Origin of the sequence: Catenulispora sp. EB89, from assembly GCF_041261445.1 — a bacterium.
In the GTDB taxonomy this organism is placed as follows: domain Bacteria; phylum Actinomycetota; class Actinomycetes; order Streptomycetales; family Catenulisporaceae; genus Catenulispora.
Genome location: NZ_JBGCCU010000005.1, coordinates 247,290 through 269,779 on the forward strand (window position 1 = coordinate 247,290; position 22,490 = coordinate 269,779).

The following is a 22,490-nucleotide window of genomic DNA, read 5'->3' on the forward strand; positions in this document are numbered from 1 at the left end:
GCGCGACGTACGATGGCTCTCCTCCCCGGGAACCCGGGGAGTTCTCATGTCCTGGAACAGGGGGGTTCACGCATGGATCAGCCTTTGACTCGGCGGGCCGCGGTTCTGCTCGCGGCGGGTGCCGTGGCGGCGGGTGTCGGGGTCGCCGCGCCGATGACGGCGGCGGCGGACGTCGCGCCGCAGGTGACCGTCACCTCGGCGGTCTTCCCGCCGGACGGACAGCCGGGGCCGGTGATCCGGACGCCGGGGACGTTCACCTTCTCGGTGCCCGCCGCCAGCGGCGTCGTCGAGTTCGACTACGTGCTCAACGGCTCGCTGAGTGTGCCGCCCGGCAGCAACGCGCACGTCGCCGCCGGTGCCGACGGGACCGCGACGACCCCGGAGCTCCGGTCGGCGCAGTGGGGGACCAACACGCTCACCGTCGAGGCGGTCACCGCTTCGGGCGCCGTGTCGCAGCCGACGTCCTACTCCTTCTATCTCACCGGCACCACGCAGTTCGACAAGTACTCCGACTACGACGGCGACGGCAACGCCGACCTGCTGTCGGTCGGCGCGGACGGCGGCCTGCGGTTCTCGGCCGGCCTCGGCGACGGCTCGGTGGCGCCCGCGGCCGGGACCCTGAACGGCGCGAACCTCACCGGCGCGCTCATCGCCGGCGGCGGCGACGAGCGGCGCGGGCAGTTCCAGGACCTGTTCATCTTCCAGAACGGCAACCTGTACAACGCCTTCGGCGACGGCCTCGGCGGCTTCTCGACGACGCAGGAGGCGCTGGTGTCGCCTCCGACCGGGATGACGGCGTGGCCGGCGTTCACACAGCTCCTCTCGCCCGGCGACCTGACCGGCCACCGGCGCGCGGACCTGATCGGCAAGGTCGGCGACCAGCTGTTCCTGTACTCGTCGGTGGCGATGAACCACTACAACGCGCCGGTGGCGGTCGCCGGCGCCGGCTGGAGCGGTCGCACCGTCATCGGCGTGGTCCCGGCCGCGAACGGGCTGCACGACCTCATCGCGCGCGACGACGCGTCGGGCCAGATCTGGCGCTACCCCGGCCAGGCCGGCGGGACGTTCGGGGACGAGACGACGCGCGTTCTGATCGGCCACGGGCTGACCGCCAAGCGCTTCCCGCTGGTGATCACTAAGGGCGATGCGAACGGCGACGGGCTGGCCGACATCTGGGCGGTCAACAAGCGCGGCAACCTGTTCCTGCTGCCCGGTGTCGCCGGCGGCGGGTTCGGACACCCGCAGAAGGTCGCCAAGCACAAGGCGTGGGCTGGGGTTACGGCGCTCGGCTGAGGCCTGAGAGGCGAGCGCTGAGCGTCAAGACCGGGTACTGATATTCGTGCATTGACACCTGGCGCTCGGGTGGCGCGGGGCCGGTGATCTGAGAGTTCATCTCACGATCACCGGCCCGTTTTTGCTGCGATGCCGATGGGACGCCTGTACGGTGGCGCGGTGACTGCGATGCTGCTGCCGCGGGAGAACGCGCGGTTCGTGCTGGGTCCGCTGCCGTTGTTGGTCGTGGGGGAGGCGCCGACGGTGCATGGGGAGTTGCCCGCTCTGGTCGCCCCGGAGGGACGGGTGCCGGTGTGCGACGGGTGGCAGCTGATGGCCGGGCTGACCGTGTGCGTGCTTGACGGGCCCAGCGGCGGGTGCCTGATACCCACGTTGGCGGAGACCGGGGACGTCGACGGGATGGTCGCCTGGTGTGACGCCGTCGCCCAGAGCGGAGGCGGGGTGGTGGTCTCGCTGCCGGAGATCCCTGAGGACTTCGACTGGGACGAGATCTTCGGGGGCGGCCGGGCCCGGGGTGGGTTCGTGCGGGGGATGGAGTTGGAAGAGGCCGAGTGAGGCCTCTTCCAACTGGTGCTCTCTGTCGGGGCGGTCAGGGACGCACGGGAGATACCGCCTCGATGTAACGGGGAGCGTGGCGGGGCCAGGAGAGATGTGCCTCGAAGGTGGCGCGGGCCGCCGCCGCGATCTCGGCGCGGCCGGCCGGCGCGTCCTTGAGGAGCGTGGCCAGGGCGTCGGCGAAGGAGCGGATGGTCATGTCGGCGGCTTCGTAGGCGTGGCCGTCGGTGAGGCGGACGTTCTCGCGCAGCGGCCGCAGGGCGATCGGGATGCCGCGGGCCATCGCGTGGGTGACCTTGTTCATCGCGCAGAAGTGGTTGAACGGGTTGTCGGGGTCGGGCACGGCCATCGCGTCGATCCGGCCGAGGAACGTGTCGACGGCGCCGGGGCCGAGCCAGCCGTGGAACGTGACCAGCGAGTCCAGGTCCAGGCGGGTGGCGTGCGCGCGCGCCGCGGGCAGGGCGGGGCCGTCGCCGGCGACCTCGACGCGGAAGCCGGCGGCGCCGTCGGCGCGCAGGAGGGCGACGGCGTCGAGGAGGTCGGTGAGGCCGTCCTGTTCGCCGATCACGCCGAGGTAGCCGATGACGAGGTCGGCCGGCGCGGTTTCGGGCTCGGTGGTGGAGACGTCGGCTGCGTCAGCCTCGGCCGGTGCGGTCAGATCGTCCGGCGCTCCGGTCTCGCCCTCATCCTCATCCCGTTCAGCGGGCACCTCCGCGGTGCGGATGATGATCGCGTCCCGGCCGTACCGCTCCAGGATCCGGGCCCGCTGTTCCTCGCTAGGGGTTATCACCACATCGGCCGTCGTGATCATGCGCTGCTCGGCCGCGAGGAACATCGGCGTCAGTTTGTTGAAGCCGGCGCGCGACTCCGCCAGCACCGGCACCACGTCGCGCTGGTCGTACACAGTCCGGATCCCGTTGCGGCGGGCCCACCAGGCCAGCGGGAACAGCAGGTCCGGGGGGTTGCCGATCTGCAGCATGCGCTTGCTGCCCCGGGAACCGCGCAGCGCACGACGTGCTGCTGCAGCCGCCGCGGAGGCGGTCCAGAAGCCTTCGGCCGCAGTGGCCAGCGCTCCCTGCCCCTCGAAGGAGCGGAAGCGGATCACGTCGATGCCGTCGATCCGCTCCCGGCCCGGCCGGCGTCCGCGGATCGCCGGGCACACCACGCTCACCCGCGCGCCGTCGTCCCGCAGCGCAAGGGCCTGAGACCAGGCGCGCTGGTCGTCGGGCACCGGAAGATTCAGCAGTACCAGCACAGCGTGCGGTGTTCGGACACGGTCCGTCATGGTTTCCCCACCCCCTGGTGGCGGACGCTACCCAAGAATCAGAAACCTGACACTTTGATCTTGCTTCCCGGTCGGGATCACGCTCCCCGGCTCGTGTCGTCGCGCTGCCAGGTCTTGAAGTCCCCCGCACGGACCGCCCGCCGAGCGCGTATTTTGGTCGCGACTGTGAGCGCCAGGAACCACGCGACCTTGGGCCCGTCGCGGACCGGCGAGGCCACGGCGATCGCCCGCAGATCGGACAGCGACGTGCGCGCCGAGTCCGAGGCCGCGGCGAGTTCCGGATCGTCGGCGGCCTGGAGGGTCGAGACCAGCGCCCGGGTGCGGATCTTGAGCAGTGCTCCGGCGGTGCGCGGCGGATGGACGACCACCGACGCCTCCGACACCACCCGCCGCTGTTCCGGCTCGAAGAGCAGCGAGGCCGCGAGGTCGTCGCCGAGCAGCGGCGGCAGCGCGCGCAGCCGTTCCCAGCCCTCGCGCGAGACCCCGACCACGCCGCGCCCGAACAGCCCCTCGCGCACCACCGGCAGCTCGTCCCACACGTCGTAGAACCAGCGCACGGTCCACGGCCGCCCTTCGGGGGGCATCGCCCGCGCCGGCCCGGCCGCCAGGACGCCGGGATCGTCGAACACCGCGGCCAGGGCGCGCACGTCCTGCGCCCCGAGCTCGACGTCCGCGTCCACGTACAGCCGCGGAAAGCCCTCGGCGTGCTCGTCGGCGAGCCGCATGGCGGCGTGCTTGTTCGCCTGCGGAGTGATCAGCACCTTGACGTCGGCGAACGTCCCGGCGATCTCCGCCGTGTCGTCCGTGCAGCCGTTGGCGACGACCCATATCTCGAATTCACCCGGCGCGGCTCCGGCCAGCAGTCTGCTGAGCAGACGTCCGACCACGCTCGCCTCGTTGTGCGCGGGGATGACCACTGACACCACGATTGCCCAGTATCGCATCGGAATCCGCACGCGTGCTGTCAGGGTTCTAATGCTCTTGTGGGGTTGTTCCCGACTTTGCGAGCATGGCCGCGTGACGGACAGCCGGATTCTGGTCCTGGTGTCGGCGGGCTGGTTCCCGCCGTTTCTCGAAGAGGTCGCCGAACAGGCGAAGGCAGGGGAGCGCCCGAAGGTTTGGCTTTACGACCTGCCGTACGACCTGACGGTTCTGGACCAGCGGTTCGTGACCGGTCCGTCGAAGCTGCGCCGGATGATCTACGGCAAGCTGCCGCTGCCGCTGGCCTTCGCCGCGGAGGCGTTCCGCGTGCGCAAGAAGTACGACGCGATCTTCGCCTGGGGTGCCGAGGCCGCGAGCCTGCCGCTGGCTCTGGCGCTGCGCTTCACCGGCCGACGGAAGCGGACGCCGCTCGTCGTGCTCTACAGCTGGATCTCCTCCGGCGCCAAGGCGAAGCTGCTGCGCCACGCCTGGCCCGGCATCAGAACCCTCGTCCTGCCGCCTTCGGCGCAGGCCGAGTTCGCGGTCAAGCAGCTCGGGGTGCCGGCGGACCGGATCGTGTCGCCGAAGTGGGTCGTGGACACCGAGTTCTTCGACCCCGCTCTGGCCAAGCCGGACCCGGACAATCCGGACGCCGTCATGATCTGCTCCGCCGGCCGGGAGATGCGCGACTTCGCCACGCTGATCGCCGCCCTCGACGGGACCGGCGTCCGCTGCCACATCGCCGGCTCGCTGGTCGCCGGGATGGACGACCGCTGGCGCGCCGAGCTCGGCGACCGGGGCGAGCGCGTCGGGCTCCCGGAGGGCGTCACGTTCGGACCGCTGACACCGGTCGAGATGCGCGACCTGTACGCTCGCTCGCGCTTCATCGTGCTGCCGCTGCACCCCAGCGACACCGACAACGGCATCAGCTGCATGATCGAGGCCTTCTCGATGGGCCGCGCGGTGGTGTGCACGCGGGTCGACGGGCAGCGGGACGCGCTGGAAGAAGGAGTCAACGGCGCGTTCGTGCCGGCGCACGACGCGGCGGCGTTGCGGGCGGAGATCCTGGAGCTGATCGCCGATCCGCAGCGGTCGGAGGCGATGGGGTACCAGGCGCGGCAGTTGGCGGAGACGGAGTTCGGGATGGCCCGCTGGGTCGCGGCGTTGACGGAGGTGCTTGATGCAGTCGTCCGCTGAGGACCTGCCCGGGGCGGTGCTGATCGTGGTGACCTGGAACAGCGCCGACGTGCTGCCGGGTCTGCTGGACTCGCTGGAGTCCGGGATGAGCGGGTTGCGCTGGCGCCTGGTGGTCGCCGACAACGACTCGGCCGACGGGACCGCCGATCTGGTGCGGACGACGGCGCCCGACGCGCTCGTGGTGCAGACCGGTCGCAACGCCGGCTACTCCGCCGCGATCAACGCGGCGCTGGACGCCGTCGCGCCACTGGACAAGACGACGGACGCGGTCCTGGTCTGCAACCCGGACATCCGGATGCGGCCGGGGTGCGGCGCGGCTTTGGTGCGCGGGCTGGAGCGGCAGGGGACCGGGATCACGGCACCGGTGCTGTTCGACGGCAGCGGACGGATGATCAGGACACTGCGACGCGAGCCGAATCCGCTGCGGCTGCTGGGCGAGATGGTTCTGGGCGCGCATCGCTCGGGGCGTTTCGCGGCGCTCGGTGAGCAGGTCGCGGATCCCAAGGCGTACCGGGGCCCGACGCGCGCGGACTGGGTGGCCGGGTCGCTGATGGCGTTGTCGCGGGAGTGCGTCGAGGCGTGCGGGCCGTGGGACGAGTCCTTCTTTCTCTATTCAGAGGAGACGGAGTACGCCTTGCGGGCGCGGTCGCACGGCCTCGCGACGCGGTTGGCGCCGGACGCGGTCGCGGTGCACCTGGAGGGTGAGGCGACGGTTTCGCCGAAGCTGTGGACGCTGCTCACGGTGAACCGGGTGCGGCTTTATCGGCGGACGCATGGGACGCCTTCGGTGGCGGCGTTCTGGGGCGCGTTGTTGCTGCGTGAGTCGTCGCGGGCGTTGTTGGGACGCGCGAGCAGTCGAGCGGCGGTGCGGGCGTTGGTGAGCCCGGCTCGGATGCGGGCCAAGCCGGGGCCGTGACGGGAGTGGTCGCTGGGGCTGGTTGGCGCCTGCCTACTTCCTTCTGTTCAGCGCAGTCCGGACCGCCCGAGCCGCGACGGCCCGCGCCGCCTCAGCGGCAGCAAGCGCGACGCCGCCGACCCCCGAGGTCAGCCGCAGTGCCGAGCGGCTGAACGCCAGCGGTTCGAACCGGCCGTCGCGCAGGGCGTCCTCCACGGTCGTGCGGGTCGGCGGGCCGGTGAGCGTGAGCTCCATCGCCAGTGGAAAGAACTGCCGGGCGCTGTGGAAGTCCAGCGCCACGAACGGCGGCAGGCCCAAGCGTTCCGCGTAGGCGCGCGCCTGCCGGTTCGGTGCCCAGCCGTCGTACTTGCGGTTCCAGATCTCGACCGCGGTCAGGTCCTTCGCCCACGCCGGGTCGAAGCGGCGCCAGGCGTTGCGGCGCCAGGGGTGCGCGAAGACGGCGACTCCGTCCGCCTCCCGGGTGTGCGCCAGGACGTCGGCGATGTCCGGGGTCTGGCTCAGGAACGGGACCTCGCCCCAGACCGGGATGTGCACGACGTTGTCCGCGTCGTTGTACTCCAGCCCCGGGACGACCAGGACGCCGTTGCCGGACGCCGCCGCGCAGGCCTCGACGTACTCCTGCCACTTGGCCTCGGTGAAGGTGCGGCTGTGCTCGCACATCAGCAGCACGTTGCGGCCGCGCTTGCGGAACGCGGCGGCCAGGCGGTCCAGCGGCCATGACGCGTCGTCGGACCATTCGGAGTGGATGTGCGCCACCGCGCGGACCTTGGTCACCGGGCCGGTCACGAATCTCTCCGTCTCATCCGAGCAGCTTGGGTGGCGAGCGTCGACCAGGTGTCGCGCCAGAACACGCGCCGCTCGCCGGCACGCAGGTTGTACCAGCGGTCGGCGCGCGTGGGCCGCAGGGCGGCCAGCGTGGCGCCGCGCTTGGGCCACGGCCCCGGGTGGTCCTTCATCGGCCCGCGCAGCACGGCGGCGAGGTGGATCAGCTCGCGGCCGAGGTGGCGGCAGACGATGTGCGGCGGCTCGGGCTCCGGTGCCTCGGGGACGAACGCCGGGTCGAGCGCCTGCCGAACGGCCCACACCGGGTAGTCGAAGCCGCGGCGGACGGCCAGCGCCATGCTGCCCCAGGGGCGGCCGTTGACCTCCATGAACCACGGGGTGCCGTCGGCGTCGCGGAGGAGTTCGACCATGAACATGCCGCGCCAGCCGACGGAGGCCAGCAGCTTCTCGGTGCACTGGCGCAGCTCGTCGTCGACCGCGATGGAGCGGCACGCGCTGGAGGCCGAGCCGCGCGGGTCGGTCATCCGCACGCGGCGGTGGCCGCTCCAGGCACGGACCCCGCCGGGCGTCGCGAAGCCGAAGACCCCCTCCCCGACGCCGGTGAGGAGCTGCTGGACCAGGACGGGGCCGGCGAGGTCCGCGGTGGCGGCCTCGACGTCGGCCTCGGTGGCGGCAGCGCGGCCGCCGGGCCGGATCAGCTTGCCGTCCTGCTCGATCGCGGCCATCGCGGCCTTGACGATCCACGGGCCGCCGGGAGTACGCGCCGGAACCGCGAACCCGGCCCCGGCGGCGGCCTCGACCTGCAGGCGCTTGTCGAGCGCGAACTCGGCGGCCCGGCCGGTGGCGCCGGCGACCCGCAGCCCGGTCCGGTCGGCGACCCAGACGGCCAGGTCGTCGAGCGGCATGAGCACCGAGGCGCCGAGGCGCTGCGCGGCATCGACGACGTCGGCGACACAGGCCGCGGCATCGTCCTCGGGCGCGGTGACCGGCACGATACGGACCCGGCGCGACGCGGCCAGCGCCGGCGAGCTGCCGCGCCGCGCGAAGGCGAAGACCTCGTAGCCGGCGTCGGCGAGGGACCAGGCTGACTCGATCGCCGCGAAGGCATCGGCGAAGCCGATGAGGACGCGGGCGGGGGAGGGAGTGGCGGATGAGGTGGTCATGTGCGGCGGCTCGCTTTCGCGGCGGGGTGCCCGGCGCGGGCCAGGCGGCCGGAAGCGGCGAGACCAGTGGTGAGTAGCCGGCTCGTCGCGGCGGCGCGGGTTGCGTGCGTGTGCTGGCGCGAGGCGGCGGTGAGCAGGAGGTCCGTCGTGGCGGCGAGCGCTGCGTGCGCGTGCCGACTCGTTGTAGCAGCCGGCGTTCCGTGCGCGTGCCGCCTCGAAGCGGCGTGCCTGACAGTCAGCGAGCGGTCGACCGCCGTCACGGGATCCCGGCGGCTGCACTCGCATGCCTCAATGGCAATAGAGAGCTTTCTCGTTGCCATTAAATGTCTTTCCGCAGCACCGGATTTGAGATTGGTCTTGAGCATTGCTCCGACGTTTTCACGCCAGCCGGCGCGCCACCTCATCGCCAAGCCTTGACCGTCAGCCACGCCCGATCCACCGCGCGGCCGCCGGCCGGCCGGGGCGTCAGCATCCGGGCGCGCACCGTCTCGGGCGTGTCGTCGGCCTCGACGCTGTAGCGCGGCTGCAGCCAGTTCCCGCTGTGCGCGGGCCTTGCGTCGCTGGTGAAGACCGTGCGGTAGCCCGCTGTGCGCAGCGCGTGCAGCACCTTGCGGTCGTACGCGCCGAAGGGGCACGCCGCCGTGTCGACCGGGCGGCCCGCGGCTTCGGCGATGCGGGCGCGGGCGTCCTGCAACTCAGTGTTCTGATCCGTCTGGGGGACTTTCGTCCAGGGGCGGTGCGCCGCGCCGTGGGTGCCGATGGTCATGCCGGCGTCGGCCAGGGCCTGGACCGCGTCGTGGTCCAGGTTGCCGGGGGTGCCGAGGCGGTCGGCGATCGGGAAGAAGTCGGCGGTGAGGCCTCGCTCTTGGAGTGCCGGGAGGGCTATGGCCGCGTCGGAGGCGTTGCCGTCGTCGAAGCTCAGGCGGACGTTGGGCTGTTCCGCGCAGAGGTCCAGGACACGCAGGAACGCCGATTTCGTCACCCAGTAGCGGTGCTCGTCCGGTTCGCGTTCCGGGCCGTTCGGTGTGCCGATCCCGTGGAACGAGATGTTCCGCAGCTCTGTGCCGCTCATTCGCCCTCCCCGGCCGGCTGGGGGGCCGGCGTGCCCTGGTGGTGCTGGATGCCGTTCAGCTGCGCGTTCTCGGAGTTCTTGGAGCTCTCGGACTGCGTCTCGTCGTTCCTCTTGTCCTTGTCCCACTGCGTGTAGAAGCTCGACGGGTTCACCAGGTAGCGAACCGTGGGAGTCGGCAGGTGCGTGATGCGGTGGCGCCGCGTGAAGCGGTACATCATCTCCCAGTCCTCGCGCGGGAGCAGGCCGATGGGCCGCGGCATCCGGCTGAAGGTCAGGGCCCTGCTGCGGACCGCGACGAAGGCGTTGCAGTCGAGGAACGAGTCCCACGACGCACGCTTGCGATCGAAGGGTACTGACAACACATCCAGATCCGAGCCGTCCGGCAGCACCCGGTGCAAGGCGGTGTACACGCCGGACAGCCGAGGCGAGTCCATCAGGGTTTTCACCGTCAGGGCCAAGTGGTCCGGCTCCCACGTGTTGTCGTCGTCCAGGAACGCCACATAGCGCGACTCGGTCAGCCGCATCCCCACGTTCCGGACCAGGCCGAGCACATGTGAGTTCTCTGACAGTGACACCGTGCGAAGCCGTGGATCCGCAGGTAGCCGTGCCGCGTCCAATCCGCCGCCGCCGTCGTCCACGACGACGACCACGAAGTCCGACCAGGTCTGCGCCAGAACCGAGGCCACTGCTGCGGAAAGCCCGTCCGGGCGTTTGTAGGTCGGGATCACCACCGCGACCCGGGCGGACAAAAGCGGCGCTTCGCTCCGCAGGCGCCGCACTTCACGATCTTCGAAGCCGCGCATGCGTAGCACACTCGGCCATTTCGTGGTTCTGTTCCGCCACTCGAAGATGACTTGCCAGCCGATGAGCCGATTCAGTGCGTCCTTGCTCCAACGCAGCGCATTGCGCGCCATCCCTCTCCCCCCAACCCACCGGCCCCGCGAGGCTTCGGTGGTTGTCCCACAGGCGACCATGTTTGGACACAGTACGTATAACAGCAGAACGACGCTAAGTGTTAGCCATGATATCTCTCCAGGACATCTCGCGCGAAGTATTGCAGCCCACTACCATTGGCTCTCGTTCGACGGTGTTCGGGCAGTTACGCAACGGTCATGGCCGAGGGATGTGCGGGGCGGGCGGCGTCGGGCGGTGCGATGAGATTCCGTGGGGGGATTTCGGCATGGCGGTCGGGTCAGGCGTGGAAAGTCAGGTCGTGCGGCGGCTACAGCCCGCACGAACCTGGACCATGAGATACGGCAGGCGCGCCGGTACGGCGCTCCTGGTAGCGATGGACTGGACATGCGCGACCGTGGCCACCTGGTTCGCGGTCCCGGTCCAGGAGCAGTGGCCGGCGCTGGTCGCCGTGCCTGTGGCATGGGTCGGTGCGTCCAGTGCGCACCGGCTGTACGAGCGGCGGCACGTGGGGCCGGGCACCGAGGAGTACCACCGGATCCTCAGGGCCTGTCTCGCGGCGATGGCCGCTCTGGCGGCGTTGTGCGCGCTGGTGGCGCGCAACGACAGACTTCTGCGCGGGCTGCTCGTGGCAGTCCCGACCGCGGCGGTGGGTTCGCTGTTGGCCCGCAGGGCGTTCCGCGCCACGCAGGCCCGGCATCCCGGGCTGTCGTCGCGGCCGGCGCTGTTGGTCGGCAGCGCGATTCAGTGCTCTGCGATGGCCGCGATCCTGCGGCGGGAACGCTCGTCGCTGCGCGCGGTGGCCGCGCTGGAGGTGGCGGGCCCGGGACAGGGCCCGTTGTCGCAACCGTCGGGCTCGGTACCGCCGAGTCCACAGGACCCGTTGGACCCGCTCAATGTGGGCACGCTGACCGCGCACGGCGGACCCAGCGACGCCGAGCAGGTCGCGACGGCTTTGCAGGTGACCGGATGCGAGGTCGTGGTGCTCATGCCCGGCCCGCATCTCGGAGCGGCGGCGCTCAGCGGGCTGGGCTGGCGCCTGGCGAACCAGGGTGTGGACATCCTGGTCGCCCCGTTCCTCAGTGAGATCGCGCCGGCGCGGCTGGCGGTCCGGCGGGACGGCGGCGTGCCGCTGTTCCACATCCGCGAGCCGCGGTTGTCGCGTGGGGCGCGGGTCCCGAAGGAGATCAGCGAGCGGGTGATGGCCGCCATCGGCATCCTGCTGCTGTCGCCGATCTTCCTGGCGGTGTCGCTGGCGATCATGTTCGGCGACGGGCGCCCGATCTACTTCCGGCAAACCCGCGTGGGGCTGCGCGGGGAGCACTTCGTCCTCTACAAGTTCCGCACCATGTCCACCAACGCCGCGGCGGCGAAGCAGGAGCTCGCGCATCTCAACGTGAACTCCGACGGCTTGCTGTTCAAGGCGCGGCGGGACCCGCGGGTGACGAAGGTCGGCGCCGTGCTGCGCCGGTACTCGCTGGACGAGCTGCCGCAGCTGCTCAACGTGGTGCGCGGCGACATGTCCCTGGTCGGGCCGCGTCCGCCGCTGCCGGAAGAGGCGGCGAAGTACAGCGAGGAGGTCCGGCGCCGGCTGCTGGTCAAGCCGGGCCTGACCGGGCTGTGGCAGGTGAGCGGCCGCTCCGACCTGGCGTGGGCGGACGCGGTGCGGCTGGACCTGGGATACGTCGAGAACTGGTCGCTGGGCCTGGACGCGGAGATCTTGCTGCGCACCGGCTCGGCTGTCGTCAAGGGCAAAGGAGCGTACTGAAATGTCGGGGGGATCGCCGGCCGCTGAGCGGCCGGGTATCGCGGTGGTCGGTGCCGGGTATTGGGGACCGAACCTCGTGCGGAACTTCATGGCCTCGCCGGACTGGGACCTGCGCTGGCTGGTCGACCTGGACACCGAGCGGGCCCGTAAGGTCGCGGCGCCGTACGCCAGCGTCCAGGTCACTGGAACGTTGGACGAGGCGCTGGCCGACCCGCAGGTCAAGGCGGTGGCGATCGCGACGCCGGCGCGCACGCATCGGGACGTCGCGCTGGCCGCGCTGCGCTCCGGGCGGCACGTCCTGGTCGAGAAGCCGCTGGCCGCCACCGAGGCCGAGGGCGCCGAACTGGTCGCCGAGGCGGCCGAGCGCGGCCTGATTCTGATGTGCGACCACACCTACTGCTACACCCCGGCGGCCCTGGCCATCAGGGAGCTGATCCACTCGGGCGAGCTCGGCGAGGTGCACTTCGTCGACTCGGTCCGGATCAACCTGGGGCTCATCCAGCCGGACGTCGACGTGTTGTGGGACCTGGCTCCGCACGACCTGTCGATCCTGGACTTCATCCTCCCGCCGGGGGTGAAGCCGGTGGCGGTGGCCGCGACCGGCGCCGACCCGATAGGGGCCGGCCGGACCTGCGTGGCGTACCTGACGCTGGCGCTGTCCAGCGGCGCGATCGCGCACGGCCACGTGAACTGGCTGTCGCCGAGCAAGGTGCGCACCACCATCGTCGGCGGCTCCAAGCGCACCCTGGTCTGGGACGACATGAACCCCGCGCAGCGGGTCAGCGTCTTCGACCGCGGGGTGGACCTGGCCACGCCGGACGAGCTCGGCGCGGACCAGCGGCGCGCGGCCCTGGTGTCATACCGGATCGGCGACATGGTCGCCCCTGCGCTGAACGAGCGGGAGGCGCTGGCGGCGGCGGTCGAGGAGTTCGCCCGCGCCGTGCGCACCGGCACGCCGGCCGCCACCGACGGCCGCGCGGGTCTGCGGGTCCTGCGGATCCTCGAGGCGGCCTCGCGCAGCCTCGCCGAGAACGGAGCCCTCGTGGCTGTGAACGACGACGCCTTGGAGGGCGAATGAACGACACGGTTCCCACCGGCGCGGCGGTCGACCTGGCCGGCAGCCGCGCGCTGGTCACCGGCGGGGCCGGAACGATCGGCTCGCACGTCGTGGACCGGCTGCTGGACGCCGGCTGCGGGTCGGTGGTCGTGCTGGACAACTTCGTGCGCGGCCGCCGGGCCAACCTGGCCGCGGCCCTGCCCAGCGGTCGCGTGCGGATCGTCGAGGGCGACATCGGGGACCGGGGCCTGCTCGCGGAGCTGACCGCCGGCACTGACGTGGTGTTCCACCTGGCGGCGATCCGGATCACGCAGTGTGCCGAGGAGCCGCGGCTGGCCAACGAGGTGTTGGTGGACGGCACGTTCAACGTGCTGGAGGCCGCGGCGGCGGCCGGGGTGAAGAAGGTCGTCGCCTCGTCGTCGGCCTCGGTCTACGGCCTGGCCGAGCAGTTCCCGACCGACGAGCGCCACCACTCCTACAACAACGACACCTTCTACGGCGCGGCGAAAGCCTTCAACGAGGCGATGCTCCGCAGCTTCAAGAGCATGTACGGGCTCGACTACGTGGCGCTCCGCTACTTCAACGTCTACGGCCCGCGCATGGACATCCACGGCCTCTACACCGAGGTGCTGATCCGCTGGATGGAGCGCATCGCCTCGGGAACGCCGCCGCTGATCCTCGGCGACGGCACGCAGACGATGGACTTCGTGCACGTCGCGGACATCGCGCGGGCGAACGTGCTGGCCGCCGCGGCGGACCTCACCGACGACGTGTTCAACATCGCCTGCGGCGTCGAGACCAGCCTGAACGACCTGGCGAAGACGCTGCTGGAGGTCATGGGCTCGGATCTGCCGGTGGAGTACGGGCCGCCGCGCGCGGTCAACGGCGTCACCCGGCGCCTGGCCGACACCTCGCGGGCCGAGGCGCGGCTGGGGTTCAAGGCCGAGATGGGGCTGCGCGAAGGCCTCGCCGACCTGGTCGAGTGGTGGCGCGGCGAGCAGGCCGGGCCGGCGCCGTCCGAGCCGGTGTCGCGGGTGGCGGCTGCGGCCGAGCTGGCCGCGGTGGCGGCCGAGGCCGGGTCCGGTTCCGGGGCCGCGGTCGAAGGAGCTTCTTCGTGAGCGCGACGCTGGATGGTCCGGTGGCGACGGTGGCGGCTGCGGCGACCGTGGCCTCCGCGGCCGTGGACAACGGCACCGAGGGCGCGGACCTGCCGCGCATCCCGGTGATGATCCCGTGGCTCGGAGAGGAAGAGGCCGAGGCGGCGGCCGAGGCCGTGCGCTCCGGCTGGGTCGCGCAGGGCCCGCGGGTCGCGGAGTTCGAGCGGGCCTTCGCCGCCGAGGTCGGTGCCGCGCACGGCGTCGCCGTCAGCTCCGGGACCACGGCGCTGCACCTCGGCCTGGTGGCACTCGGCGTCAAGGCCGGGGACGAGGTCGTCGTGCCGTCGCTGTCGTTCATCGCGACCGCGAACGCGGCACGGTACGTCGGTGCCACTCCGGTGTTCGCCGACGTCGATCTCACCACCGGGAATCTGACCCCTGAGACGATCACCGCCGTCCTGACGCCCAGGACGCGCGCCGTCATCCTGGTGCACCAGGGCGGGGTCCCAGCGGATCTGGACGCCCTGCGCGGGCTGTGTGCGGACCGCGGCCTCGCGCTGTTGGAGGACGCGGCGTGCGCGGCCGGCGTGCGCTACCGGGACCGACCGGTCGGCGCCGGCGCGCAGGCGGCCGCCTGGTCGTTCCACCCGCGCAAGCTGCTCACCACCGGTGAGGGCGGCATGGTCACCACCGACGACGCCGAGTCCGCCGCGCGGATGCGGCGGCTGCGCGAGCACGGGATGAACGTCTCGGCCGCCGACCGGCACGCCAGCAGCAAGCCGGTGCTTGAGGCGTATCTGGAGACCGGCTTCAACTACCGGATGACCGACATCCAGGCCGCCGTCGGGCTGGTGCAGCTGCGGAAGCTGGCCGCGACGGTCGCCGAGCGGCGCGAGCTCGCGGCGCGGTACCGGCGGGCGCTGGCTGATATCAAGGGCCTGACTCCGGTCACGGACCCCGCGTACGGGCGGACCAACTACCAGTCGTTCTGGGTGCGCCTGGACGAGCGGTACCCGGTCACCCGCGACGATCTGCTGCTCCGGCTCTCGGACGCCGGGGTGTCCGCGCGCCGCGGCATCATGGCCGCGCACCTGGAGCCCGCCTACGCGGACGTCAGCACGCCGCGGCTGCCGGTCACCGAGGACCTGAGCCTGAACTCGTTGATCCTGCCGGTGTTCCACGGCATGACCGACGGCCAGCAGGACCGCGTGGTAGCCGTGCTGAAGGCGGCGGCCGGTGACTGAACTGCGGATCGCGATAGCCGGGGCGGGCGGCTTCGGCCGGGAGACGGCCGACGCCGTGCGTGATCTGTATCCGGGCTCCGACGTGTTCGCCGGGTTCCTGGACGACGCCAGTCCCGGGCTGCTCATCGCCGACCAGGTGCTGGGTCCGGTCGACCTGGTGCGCGAGCTGCCGGGCGTGCGGCTCGTGGTCTGCGTCGGCAACCCGCGCAACTACTTCGCGCGGGCCGAGATCGTCGAGCGGCTCGGGCTGCCCGAGCGCCGGTACGCGACCGTCGTCCACCCCTTCGCGCAGGTGTCGCGGAGTTCGACGGTCGGCGCCGGCTCGGTGCTGCTCGCCGGGGTGGTCCTGACCGCCGACGCCACGATCAGCCGGCACGTGGCCGTGATGCCGCACGCCGTGGTGACCCACGACGTCGTGGTCCGGGACTTCGCGACCCTGGCCTCCGGGGTGAAGCTCGGCGGCGGCGTGGTGGTCGACGAGGGCGCCTACATCGGGGCCGGGGCGATGGTCCGGGAGGGCGTGCACATCGGCGCCTGGTCGCAGGTCGGCATGGGATCCGTGGTGCTCCGCGACGTCCCGGATGGCGAGGTGTGGGTCGGGAATCCGGCCCGCAAACTGCGGGACGTCCGGCGCCCGGAGCCGTCAGCACGCCGAGCCGTACTTCGGTGAGCGCGGCGAAAGGAGACGGCGAGGGTCAAGGCAGATGCCCTCGCCGCCGTTGTCATAGCACCACCACCTGTCATCGATCACTCACCCACCGCGCCGGGCAGCGCGGTGTCACCGACCGGAGGACCCATCCATGAGCCCGCGCATACCCCTGGTCGACCTGGCCGCCGCGCACGCGGAGATCGCGCACGCGGTCCAGGCCGGGTTCGCCGAGGTGCTGGCCACCACGGGATTCGTCGGCGGTCCGCAGGTGGCGGCCTTCGAGCGCGAGTACGCGGCGTTCGGCGGCGTCCGGCACTGCGTCGGCGTGGCCAACGGCACCGACGCGGTGGAGCTGTCGCTGCGGGCGGTCGGAGTCGTCCCGGGCGATGAGGTGATCGTGCCGGCGAACACCTTCGCCGCGACCGCCGGCGCGGTGGCCAGGATCGGCGCCAAGCCGGTGTTCGTGGACTGCGATCCCGTCACCTGCCTGATCGACGTCCCGGCCGCGCTGGCCGCGATCCGTCCGGCCACCAAGGCGATCGTGCCGGTCCATCTCTACGGACAGCTGGCACCGGTGGAGGAGCTGCTGGCCGGGCTGGCAGGCAGCGACATCCGCGTCGTCGAGGACGCCGCCCAGTGCCAGGGCGCGAGCCGGCTGGGCCGGACGCCCGGCTCGGGCCCCGGGGCGATCGCCGCGACGAGCTTCTATCCGGGGAAGAACCTCGGCGCGTACGGGGACGGAGGCGCGGTCCTCACCGACGACGAGGAGCTGGCCGGGACGGTGCGCAAGCTGGGCAGCCACGGCGGCCTGGTGAAGTACGCGCACGACATCGCGGGCGTCAACAGCCGGCTCGACGCGCTGCAGGCTGTGGTCCTGCGCGCCAAGCTGCGCCGGCTCCCGGAGTGGAACGCCGCACGCCAGGCCGCGGCGGCGTACTACGACAAGCTGCTCGCCGATATCGAGGACGTCACGCTGCCGGCCGTGCTGCCGGGCAACGAGCACGTCTGGCATCTGTACACAGTCCAGGTTCCCGCGCGCGACGCGGTCCTGGCCGGCCTGGAGGCCGAGGGCATCGGCGCGGGGATCCACTACCCGGTGCCGCTCCACCGGACCGGCGCGTTCGCCACCGACGCGTCGTTCCCGCACGCCGAACACGTCGCGGCGCACACGCTCTCCCTGCCGCTGCACCCGCACCTGATGCGGGAGCAGCAGGAGACCGTCGTCGCCGCCCTGGCCCGGGCGCTCTCAGCGCACCAGAGCCGCTCGTAGCAGGACCAGAGCACTTCGAACGAGGTTGCCGAACGATGTCGCACAAGATTTTCAGAGGGCTGAGAAAGCCTGTATACGCCGCCGTCGCGGCGGCGGTCGCCTCTGTGGTGACGGTGTGGGGCGCGGCCGTGCCGGCCCACGCCTCGGCGTGTGCCAACGCGGTGGCGTGTGAGAACCAGCAGACCTCCGGTGTGGAGGATCTGACGGACGGCGCCGGGAACCTGGCGACGTACACCAGTGCCTACGGAGACATCCAGGGGTTCGTCAACAGCGAGAGCGTCCTGCCGGGCGGCACGATCACCTTGAAGGTGGAGTCGCCGACGCAGTACGCCGTCGAGGTCGACCGGCTCGGGTACTACGGGGGCAAGGGCTCCCGGATGATGTCGTGGAGCATGAACACCTCGACCGGCACGTACCCCGCCGACTACGGCAGCACCCTGCCGGCGTGTGACTCCGACAAGTCCACCGGTCTGGTGGACTGCGGCAACTGGCCGACCACCGTGTCGATCCAGGTGCCGTCCACCGCGGTGTCCGGGGTCTACATCGTGGCACTGGAGCAGTGGGACAGCACCGACGCGCTGATCGGCTACATGCCGGTGCCGGTGGTGGTCCGGGAGCCGGACAACGCCGCGCACCACAGCGACGTCGTGGTGCAGACCTCCGACCAGACCTGGCAGGCCTACAACACCTTCGGCGGCCAGGACGTGTACGTCGGAAACGGCCCGGCGCCGGACGGACGCGCGTACCGCGTCAGCTACAACCGTCCGCTGCCGGACATCGGCCAGAACGGGATCTTCGGCTCGGAGTTCTCGCTGATCTACTGGCTGGAGGAGAACGGCTACGACGTCAGCTACATCTCCGGCATCGATGCCACGACTGATCCGGCGTCGGTGAGCAACCACAAGGTGTTCATCTCCTCAGGCCACGACGAGTACTGGAACCAAGCCCAGTGGAACAACGTCATGGCCGCGCGGCACGCCGGGCAGAACCAGATCTTCATGTCGGGCAACGAGGTGTTCTGGCGGACCCGGATGGAGAACAGCATCGACGGGTCGAACACGCCGAACCGCACGATGACCACCTACAAGATGACGAAGCTGTACGGGACCACCCCGGTGGACGGAGTCCCAGACCCGACAGGGCAGTGGACCGGGACCTGGATGGACGCGCACGGCTTGGGGACAGGCGCGGCACCTGAGGACCAGTTGACCGGCACGTTGTTCTCGGTCAACGCGAACCAGTACTCGCCGATCACCTTCTCGTCGCAGTTCTCGAACCTGCGGGTCTGGCGGAACACGACGGTCGCGAGCCTCATGAGCGGTTCGGAGAGCACGCCGTACGGTCTGCTCGGCTACGAGTGGGACTCGGACTACGCCGACTCCACCCGGCCGCCCGGTGAGATCGACCTGTCCTCGACGACGCTGACCGTGGACCAGCTCCGCACGGACTACGGCAACGACTACTCGACCGGGCAGGCCACGCACAGCCTGGTGGAGTTCCGCGACCAGACGTCGCACGCGCTGGTGTTCGGCACGGCCACGGTCCAGTGGTCCTGGGGTCTGAACAACCTGCATACCGACAACACCGGCGTCGCGAACCCGCCGAACCCGCCCAACCAGACCACCACGGCGGACCGCGACGTCCAGCAGGCGACCATGAACATGCTCTCCGACGAGGGCGTGCAGCCGACCACCCCGCAGACCGGGCTGGTCGTCGGGACGGCGCTGCCGGCCGGGACGCAGGGGCCGACGACGACGATGACCGCTCCGGCCGCCGGTTCCACGGTGCAGGTGCTCAAGCCGCTGACGGCGACCGGCACCGCGGCGCCGTCGACCGGGACCGTGGTGGCCCGCGTCGAGGTCTCCGTGGACGGCGGCACGACGTGGAACGCCGCCAGCACGACGCACACCGCCGGCGGCTCGGTGTCCTGGAGCTACGCCTGGACGCCGACCACGATGGGCAGCGCGACGATCCAGGTCCGGTCCGAGGACGACAACGCGGACATCGGGGCCACGCAGTCGGTCACGCTGACCGTGGGGCCGCAGATCTGCCCCTGCGTGATCTTCCCGTCCACCGCCTCGCCGGCCCATCCGGACAGCGGGGACGGCTCGTCGGTGGAGATCGGGACGAAGTTCAAGACCTCGACCGCGGGCAAGATCACCGGCGTCCGGTTCTACCAGAGCCCGGCGAACACCGGCTCCCACGTGGCGAGCCTGTGGACCTCGAACGGGATCCTGCTCGGGTCCACCCCGGCCTCGACGGCGACGGTGACCCAGCCCGGCTGGCAGACCCTGAACTTCACCACTCCGGTGTCGATCAAGGCCAACACGACGTACGTCGTGTCGTACCACGCACCGGTCGGGCACTACGCGGCCGACGCCGGGTACTTCACGAACGGCGGGGCCGGCGCGCCGCCGATCCAGGCGCAGCAGTCGTCGTCGTCCGGCGGGAACGGCGTCTACACCTATGCGGCGTCGACTTCCTTCCCGAACAACTCCTACAACGACACCAACTACTGGGTGGACCCGGTGTTCGACAACACCGGGATCCCGACCACGCCGCCGACGGTGACGTCGACGTCGCCGGGGTCGGGGGCGACCGCGGTGTCGCCGACGGCTCCGGTGACGGCGTCGTTCAGCGCGGCCATGGACCCGACGACGGCGACCTTCACGGTGAAGGACGGGACGGGGACCGCGGTGCCCGGGTCCGTGAGCTACACGGCGGCGACGAACACGATCGTGTTCACGCCGGACAGCCCGCTGGGGCTGAGCACCGGGTACACCGCTTCGATCCAGGCGGACGACGCGTACGGGAACGCGATGACGGCTCCGGTGACGTGGTCGTTCACCACGGCCGCCACGATGCCGGCGCCGTCGTGCCCGTGCACGCTGTGGCCGTCGTCCACGGTGCCCACGACCGCGGACTCCGGGGACGGGAACTCGGTGGAGCTCGGGGTGAAGTTCTCGTCGTCGATCGCGGGGAACGTGACCGGGCTGCGGTTCTACAAGAGTGCCGCGAACACCGGCACGCACACCGGGACGCTGTGGAGCGCCACCGGGCAGCAGCTGGCGACGGGCACGTTCACCGGGGAGAGCGCTTCCGGGTGGCAGACGCTGACGTTCTCGACGCCGGTGTCGATCGCGGCGAACACGACGTACGTGGTCTCCTACCACGCGCCGGTCGGGCACTACGCGGCTGACGCGGGGTACTTCACCAACCAGCACACGTACTATCCGCTGAGCGCGCCGGGCACTTCCAACGGTCTGTACTCCTACGGGTCGACGACCACGTTCCCGACGAACACCTACAACGCCACGAACTACTGGGTGGATCCGGTGTTCCAGACGACGGCGCCGGCCGCGAGCCCGGCCGCGACACCGCTGAAGAGCCCGAGCGTGCGGGTGAGCGGGACGCGGACGACGGGTGCGACGGGGGCCGCGGTGGTGCCGACGCTCGCGGGCAACCGGCTCGCGCTGCGCGAGGACCCGGTGATGGACCCGACGCATCCGATCACGACGGTGCTTCCCCCGACGGCCGATCCGGCTTCGGTGAAGATGACCGTGGTGACGGCGGCGCCGGTGCCGGGGCAGGAGTGGCAGGCGGGGACGAACATGCCGGGGTACGTGACGTTCGATCCGACGACGCATGTGGTGGCGTTCCATCCCAACGGGATGCTGCCGCGGAACGCCTCGTACCGGGTGACGGTGAACGCGAACGTCGACAACGACGATCCGACGCCGCCGCTGACCTGGGTGATCCAGCCGACGGTCGTGGCCGGCGGAACGCCGCACGTGCCGGGCGAGGGGACGCCGTTGGGGGTGGCGCCGGGCGTGTTGCCGTCGCCTTCCTACGGGAGTCGGAGTAACAAGCCGGGGATCCGGTAGGGCTGGCGGCCGGTCGGGTTCTGCGCTTTCGGGCGTGGGGGCCGGCCGGCCGCTTGCTGGTTTGTTCTTGTAGTTGTTCTTGTTCTTCTTTGACAGTGAGCTTTAGCGGCGAGGGACCGGGCGGATTGTTATGGGCAGTGTCAGTGTCGTGATCCCGTGCTACCGGTACGGGCACTTCTTGGCCGACTGCGTGCGGAGCGTGCTGGACGAACAGCCCGGCGTCGACGTACGGGTCCTGATCATCGACGACGCCTCGCCCGACGACTCGGCGGACCGCGCCCGGGAGCTGGCGGCGGCCGACCCGCGGATCACGGTGCAGGTGCACGAGGCCAACCGGGGGCACATCGCGACGTACAACGAGGGGCTGCTGGAGTGGGCCGACGGGGACTACAGCGTCCTGCTGTCGGCCGACGACCGGCTCACACCCGGGGCGCTGGTACGCGCGACGGCACTGCTGGACGCGCACCCCGCGGTCGGGTTCGTGTACGGACACCCGCTGACCTTCCAGGACGGCTCCGCGCTGCCGCCGGCACGCGGCGCGGACTGGCACAGCGGCCAGTGGGCGGTCCGCCCGGGCCTGTGGTGGCTCCGGCGCCGCTTCCGCACGGCGGAGGGATGCATCACCTCACCGGAGGTGGTGATCCGCACCTCGGTCCAGAAGCGCATCGGCGGCTACGACCCCGCACTGCCGCACTCAGGCGACATCGAGATGTGGATGCGCGCCGCGTCGGTGGCCGGCGTAGGCCACATCCGAGGCGCGGACCAGGCGTACTACCGGCGGCACGCCGCGAACATGTCGACGGTCGACTTCGGCGGCCAACTGGACGACCTGCGCCAACGCCGCGCGGCATTCGAGTCGGTCCTGGTGAAGTGCGGCGACGCCCTGCCGGACGCCGACGCGTGGGCCGCGGACATGCGCCGGAGGCTGGCACGGCAGGCACTGCGGCGGGCGGTGCGCGCGTACGACAAGGGACTGACGGGGACGGTCCCGGTGACGGAGCTGGTCACCTTCGCGGAGGACTGCTGGCCGGAGTACCGCAGGCTGCCGGAGTACGCGGGCCTGAAGGTGCGGCGCGCGGTGGGGGAGCGGGCGATGCCCTACCTGCGGCCGCTGGTGGTGAGCGCGGCGGTGAATCGGGGACGGGAGTGGGTTTGGTGGCAGTCTTGGCGGCGGCGGGGGTGGTAGGCGGGGCGGTGTGCGGGTCGGTGGGCTGGCGAACACCGGCCGTGCCGCTGGTGCAGCCGCTTCCTGCTTGACTGCCGCCAGCCGGGTGCTGCCGATCGAGCGCTGAGCGACTGGCTGTCGGGCACCGGCGGCGCCGCCAGCTCAGTCGCTCGCTGCTCGATTGCTGCCAGCCGAGTGCTGCGGACCGAGCGCCGATCGCAGACCACTCGGTTGGCGAGCATCGACCTTGCTGTGTGCC

At 71.3% G+C, this 22,490-nt stretch carries 18 protein-coding genes; 12 read left to right on the forward strand and 6 right to left on the reverse strand.

Translation table 11 applies throughout. The annotated features are described in order from the left end of the window. Positions 1–72: 72 nt before the first annotated feature. Together ABH920_RS13360 and ABH920_RS13365 are read left to right on the forward strand one after the other, a co-directional pair. Positions 73–1,293, forward strand: a complete 1,221-nt coding sequence (locus ABH920_RS13360) for a hypothetical protein (RefSeq protein WP_370349248.1) — start codon at positions 73–75, stop codon at positions 1,291–1,293. Between the two features lie 159 nt (positions 1,294–1,452). Continuing rightward, positions 1,453–1,848, forward strand: a complete 396-nt coding sequence (locus ABH920_RS13365) for a hypothetical protein (protein ID WP_370349249.1) — start codon at positions 1,453–1,455, stop codon at positions 1,846–1,848. Between the two features lie 34 nt (positions 1,849–1,882). Here the strand turns inward: ABH920_RS13365 and ABH920_RS13370 are convergent, their stop codons facing one another. Further along, positions 1,883–3,133 carry a glycosyltransferase gene (locus tag ABH920_RS13370; protein ID WP_370349250.1) on the reverse strand — a complete coding sequence of 417 codons (1,251 nt, stop codon included), beginning with the start codon at positions 3,131–3,133 and terminating at the stop codon, positions 1,883–1,885. Between the two features lie 77 nt (positions 3,134–3,210). After that, entirely contained in the window at positions 3,211–4,059 is an 849-nt protein-coding gene (locus ABH920_RS13375) for a glycosyltransferase family 2 protein (RefSeq protein WP_370349251.1), read from the reverse strand. A gap of 91 nt (positions 4,060–4,150) precedes the next feature. Here ABH920_RS13375 and ABH920_RS13380 point away from each other — a divergent pair, with 91 nt between their 5' ends. Together ABH920_RS13380 and ABH920_RS13385 are read left to right on the forward strand one after the other, a co-directional pair. Beyond that, positions 4,151–5,251, forward strand: a complete 1,101-nt coding sequence (locus tag ABH920_RS13380; protein ID WP_370349252.1) for a glycosyltransferase family 4 protein — start codon at positions 4,151–4,153, stop codon at positions 5,249–5,251. Next, on the forward strand, positions 5,235–6,167 hold the full coding sequence (locus tag ABH920_RS13385) for a glycosyltransferase family 2 protein (RefSeq protein ID WP_370349253.1): 933 nt from the start codon (positions 5,235–5,237) through the stop codon (positions 6,165–6,167). Before ABH920_RS13380 ends, ABH920_RS13385 begins: the two co-directional genes overlap by 17 nt. A 33-nt stretch (positions 6,168–6,200) precedes the next feature. On the opposite strand, the gene ABH920_RS13390 is transcribed toward ABH920_RS13385, so the two are convergent. The 4 genes from ABH920_RS13390 to ABH920_RS13405 all read right to left on the reverse strand — a co-directional run bounded on the left by ABH920_RS13390 (position 6,201) and on the right by ABH920_RS13405 (position 9,988). After that, positions 6,201–6,953, reverse strand: a complete 753-nt coding sequence (locus tag ABH920_RS13390) for a hypothetical protein (RefSeq protein WP_370349254.1) — start codon at positions 6,951–6,953, stop codon at positions 6,201–6,203. Continuing rightward, a complete protein-coding gene (locus ABH920_RS13395) occupies positions 6,950–8,113 on the reverse strand; it encodes an ATP-grasp domain-containing protein (RefSeq protein WP_370349255.1) in 1,164 nt (387 codons plus the stop codon). The genes ABH920_RS13390 and ABH920_RS13395 overlap by 4 nt, the downstream gene beginning before the upstream one ends. A gap of 400 nt (positions 8,114–8,513) precedes the next feature. Beyond that, positions 8,514–9,185 carry a polysaccharide deacetylase family protein gene (locus ABH920_RS13400; RefSeq protein ID WP_370349256.1) on the reverse strand — a complete coding sequence of 224 codons (672 nt, stop codon included), beginning with the start codon at positions 9,183–9,185 and terminating at the stop codon, positions 8,514–8,516. Continuing rightward, the gene (locus ABH920_RS13405; protein ID WP_370349257.1) at positions 9,182–9,988 is read right to left on the reverse strand and encodes a glycosyltransferase family 2 protein; all 807 of its coding nucleotides are present in this window, start codon (positions 9,986–9,988) and stop codon (positions 9,182–9,184) included. Before ABH920_RS13405 ends, ABH920_RS13400 begins: the two co-directional genes overlap by 4 nt. Positions 9,989–10,473: 485 nt before the next feature. Between ABH920_RS13405 and ABH920_RS13410 the strand changes: the two genes are divergently transcribed. From ABH920_RS13410 to ABH920_RS13445, 8 genes are all read left to right on the forward strand, one after another. Further along, entirely contained in the window at positions 10,474–11,865 is a 1,392-nt protein-coding gene (locus ABH920_RS13410; RefSeq protein WP_370349258.1) for a sugar transferase, read from the forward strand. Position 11,866: 1 nt separating this feature from the next. Further along, positions 11,867–12,943 (forward strand): Gfo/Idh/MocA family protein, encoded by a 1,077-nt coding sequence (locus ABH920_RS13415; RefSeq protein ID WP_370349259.1) that lies wholly within the window; start codon positions 11,867–11,869, stop codon positions 12,941–12,943. Beyond that, positions 12,940–14,040: an NAD-dependent epimerase/dehydratase family protein gene (locus ABH920_RS13420; protein ID WP_370349260.1), complete on the forward strand. Its 1,101-nt coding sequence runs from the start codon at positions 12,940–12,942 to the stop codon at positions 14,038–14,040. Before ABH920_RS13415 ends, ABH920_RS13420 begins: the two co-directional genes overlap by 4 nt. A 107-nt stretch (positions 14,041–14,147) precedes the next feature. Beyond that, a complete protein-coding gene (locus ABH920_RS13425) occupies positions 14,148–15,263 on the forward strand; it encodes a DegT/DnrJ/EryC1/StrS family aminotransferase (RefSeq protein WP_370349505.1) in 1,116 nt (371 codons plus the stop codon). Beyond that, entirely contained in the window at positions 15,256–15,933 is a 678-nt protein-coding gene (locus ABH920_RS13430) for a NeuD/PglB/VioB family sugar acetyltransferase (protein ID WP_370349261.1), read from the forward strand. The genes ABH920_RS13425 and ABH920_RS13430 overlap by 8 nt, the downstream gene beginning before the upstream one ends. Before the next feature lie 130 nt (positions 15,934–16,063). Next, a complete protein-coding gene (locus tag ABH920_RS13435) occupies positions 16,064–17,182 on the forward strand; it encodes a DegT/DnrJ/EryC1/StrS family aminotransferase (RefSeq protein ID WP_370349262.1) in 1,119 nt (372 codons plus the stop codon). 35 nt (positions 17,183–17,217) lie between these two features. After that, entirely contained in the window at positions 17,218–21,066 is a 3,849-nt protein-coding gene (locus ABH920_RS13440; protein ID WP_370349263.1) for a DUF4082 domain-containing protein, read from the forward strand. Between the two features lie 130 nt (positions 21,067–21,196). Further along, positions 21,197–22,252: a glycosyltransferase family 2 protein gene (locus tag ABH920_RS13445; protein ID WP_370349264.1), complete on the forward strand. Its 1,056-nt coding sequence runs from the start codon at positions 21,197–21,199 to the stop codon at positions 22,250–22,252. Positions 22,253–22,490: the final 238 nt, after the last annotated feature.

Excerpts from the sequence above, each read along its gene's own strand:
- ABH920_RS13395 (WP_370349255.1), bottom strand. The coding sequence starts at position 8,113 with ATGACCACCTCATCCGCCACTCCCTCCCCCGCCCGCGTCCTCATCGGC.
- ABH920_RS13435 (WP_370349262.1), top strand. The coding sequence starts at position 16,064 with ATGAGCCCGCGCATACCCCTGGTCGACCTGGCCGCCGCGCACGCGGAG.
- ABH920_RS13360 (WP_370349248.1), top strand. The coding sequence starts at position 73 with ATGGATCAGCCTTTGACTCGGCGGGCCGCGGTTCTGCTCGCGGCGGGT.
- ABH920_RS13405 (WP_370349257.1), bottom strand. The coding sequence starts at position 9,988 with ATGCGCGGCTTCGAAGATCGTGAAGTGCGGCGCCTGCGGAGCGAAGCG.
- ABH920_RS13445 (WP_370349264.1), top strand. The coding sequence starts at position 21,197 with ATGGGCAGTGTCAGTGTCGTGATCCCGTGCTACCGGTACGGGCACTTC.
- ABH920_RS13410 (WP_370349258.1), top strand. The coding sequence starts at position 10,474 with ATGGACTGGACATGCGCGACCGTGGCCACCTGGTTCGCGGTCCCGGTC.
- ABH920_RS13425 (WP_370349505.1), top strand. The coding sequence starts at position 14,148 with ATGATCCCGTGGCTCGGAGAGGAAGAGGCCGAGGCGGCGGCCGAGGCC.
- ABH920_RS13400 (WP_370349256.1), bottom strand. The coding sequence starts at position 9,185 with ATGAGCGGCACAGAGCTGCGGAACATCTCGTTCCACGGGATCGGCACA.
- ABH920_RS13385 (WP_370349253.1), top strand. The coding sequence starts at position 5,235 with ATGCAGTCGTCCGCTGAGGACCTGCCCGGGGCGGTGCTGATCGTGGTG.
- ABH920_RS13420 (WP_370349260.1), top strand. The coding sequence starts at position 12,940 with ATGAACGACACGGTTCCCACCGGCGCGGCGGTCGACCTGGCCGGCAGC.
- ABH920_RS13370 (WP_370349250.1), bottom strand. The coding sequence starts at position 3,133 with ATGACGGACCGTGTCCGAACACCGCACGCTGTGCTGGTACTGCTGAAT.
- ABH920_RS13440 (WP_370349263.1), top strand. The coding sequence starts at position 17,218 with ATGTCGCACAAGATTTTCAGAGGGCTGAGAAAGCCTGTATACGCCGCC.
- ABH920_RS13415 (WP_370349259.1), top strand. The coding sequence starts at position 11,867 with ATGTCGGGGGGATCGCCGGCCGCTGAGCGGCCGGGTATCGCGGTGGTC.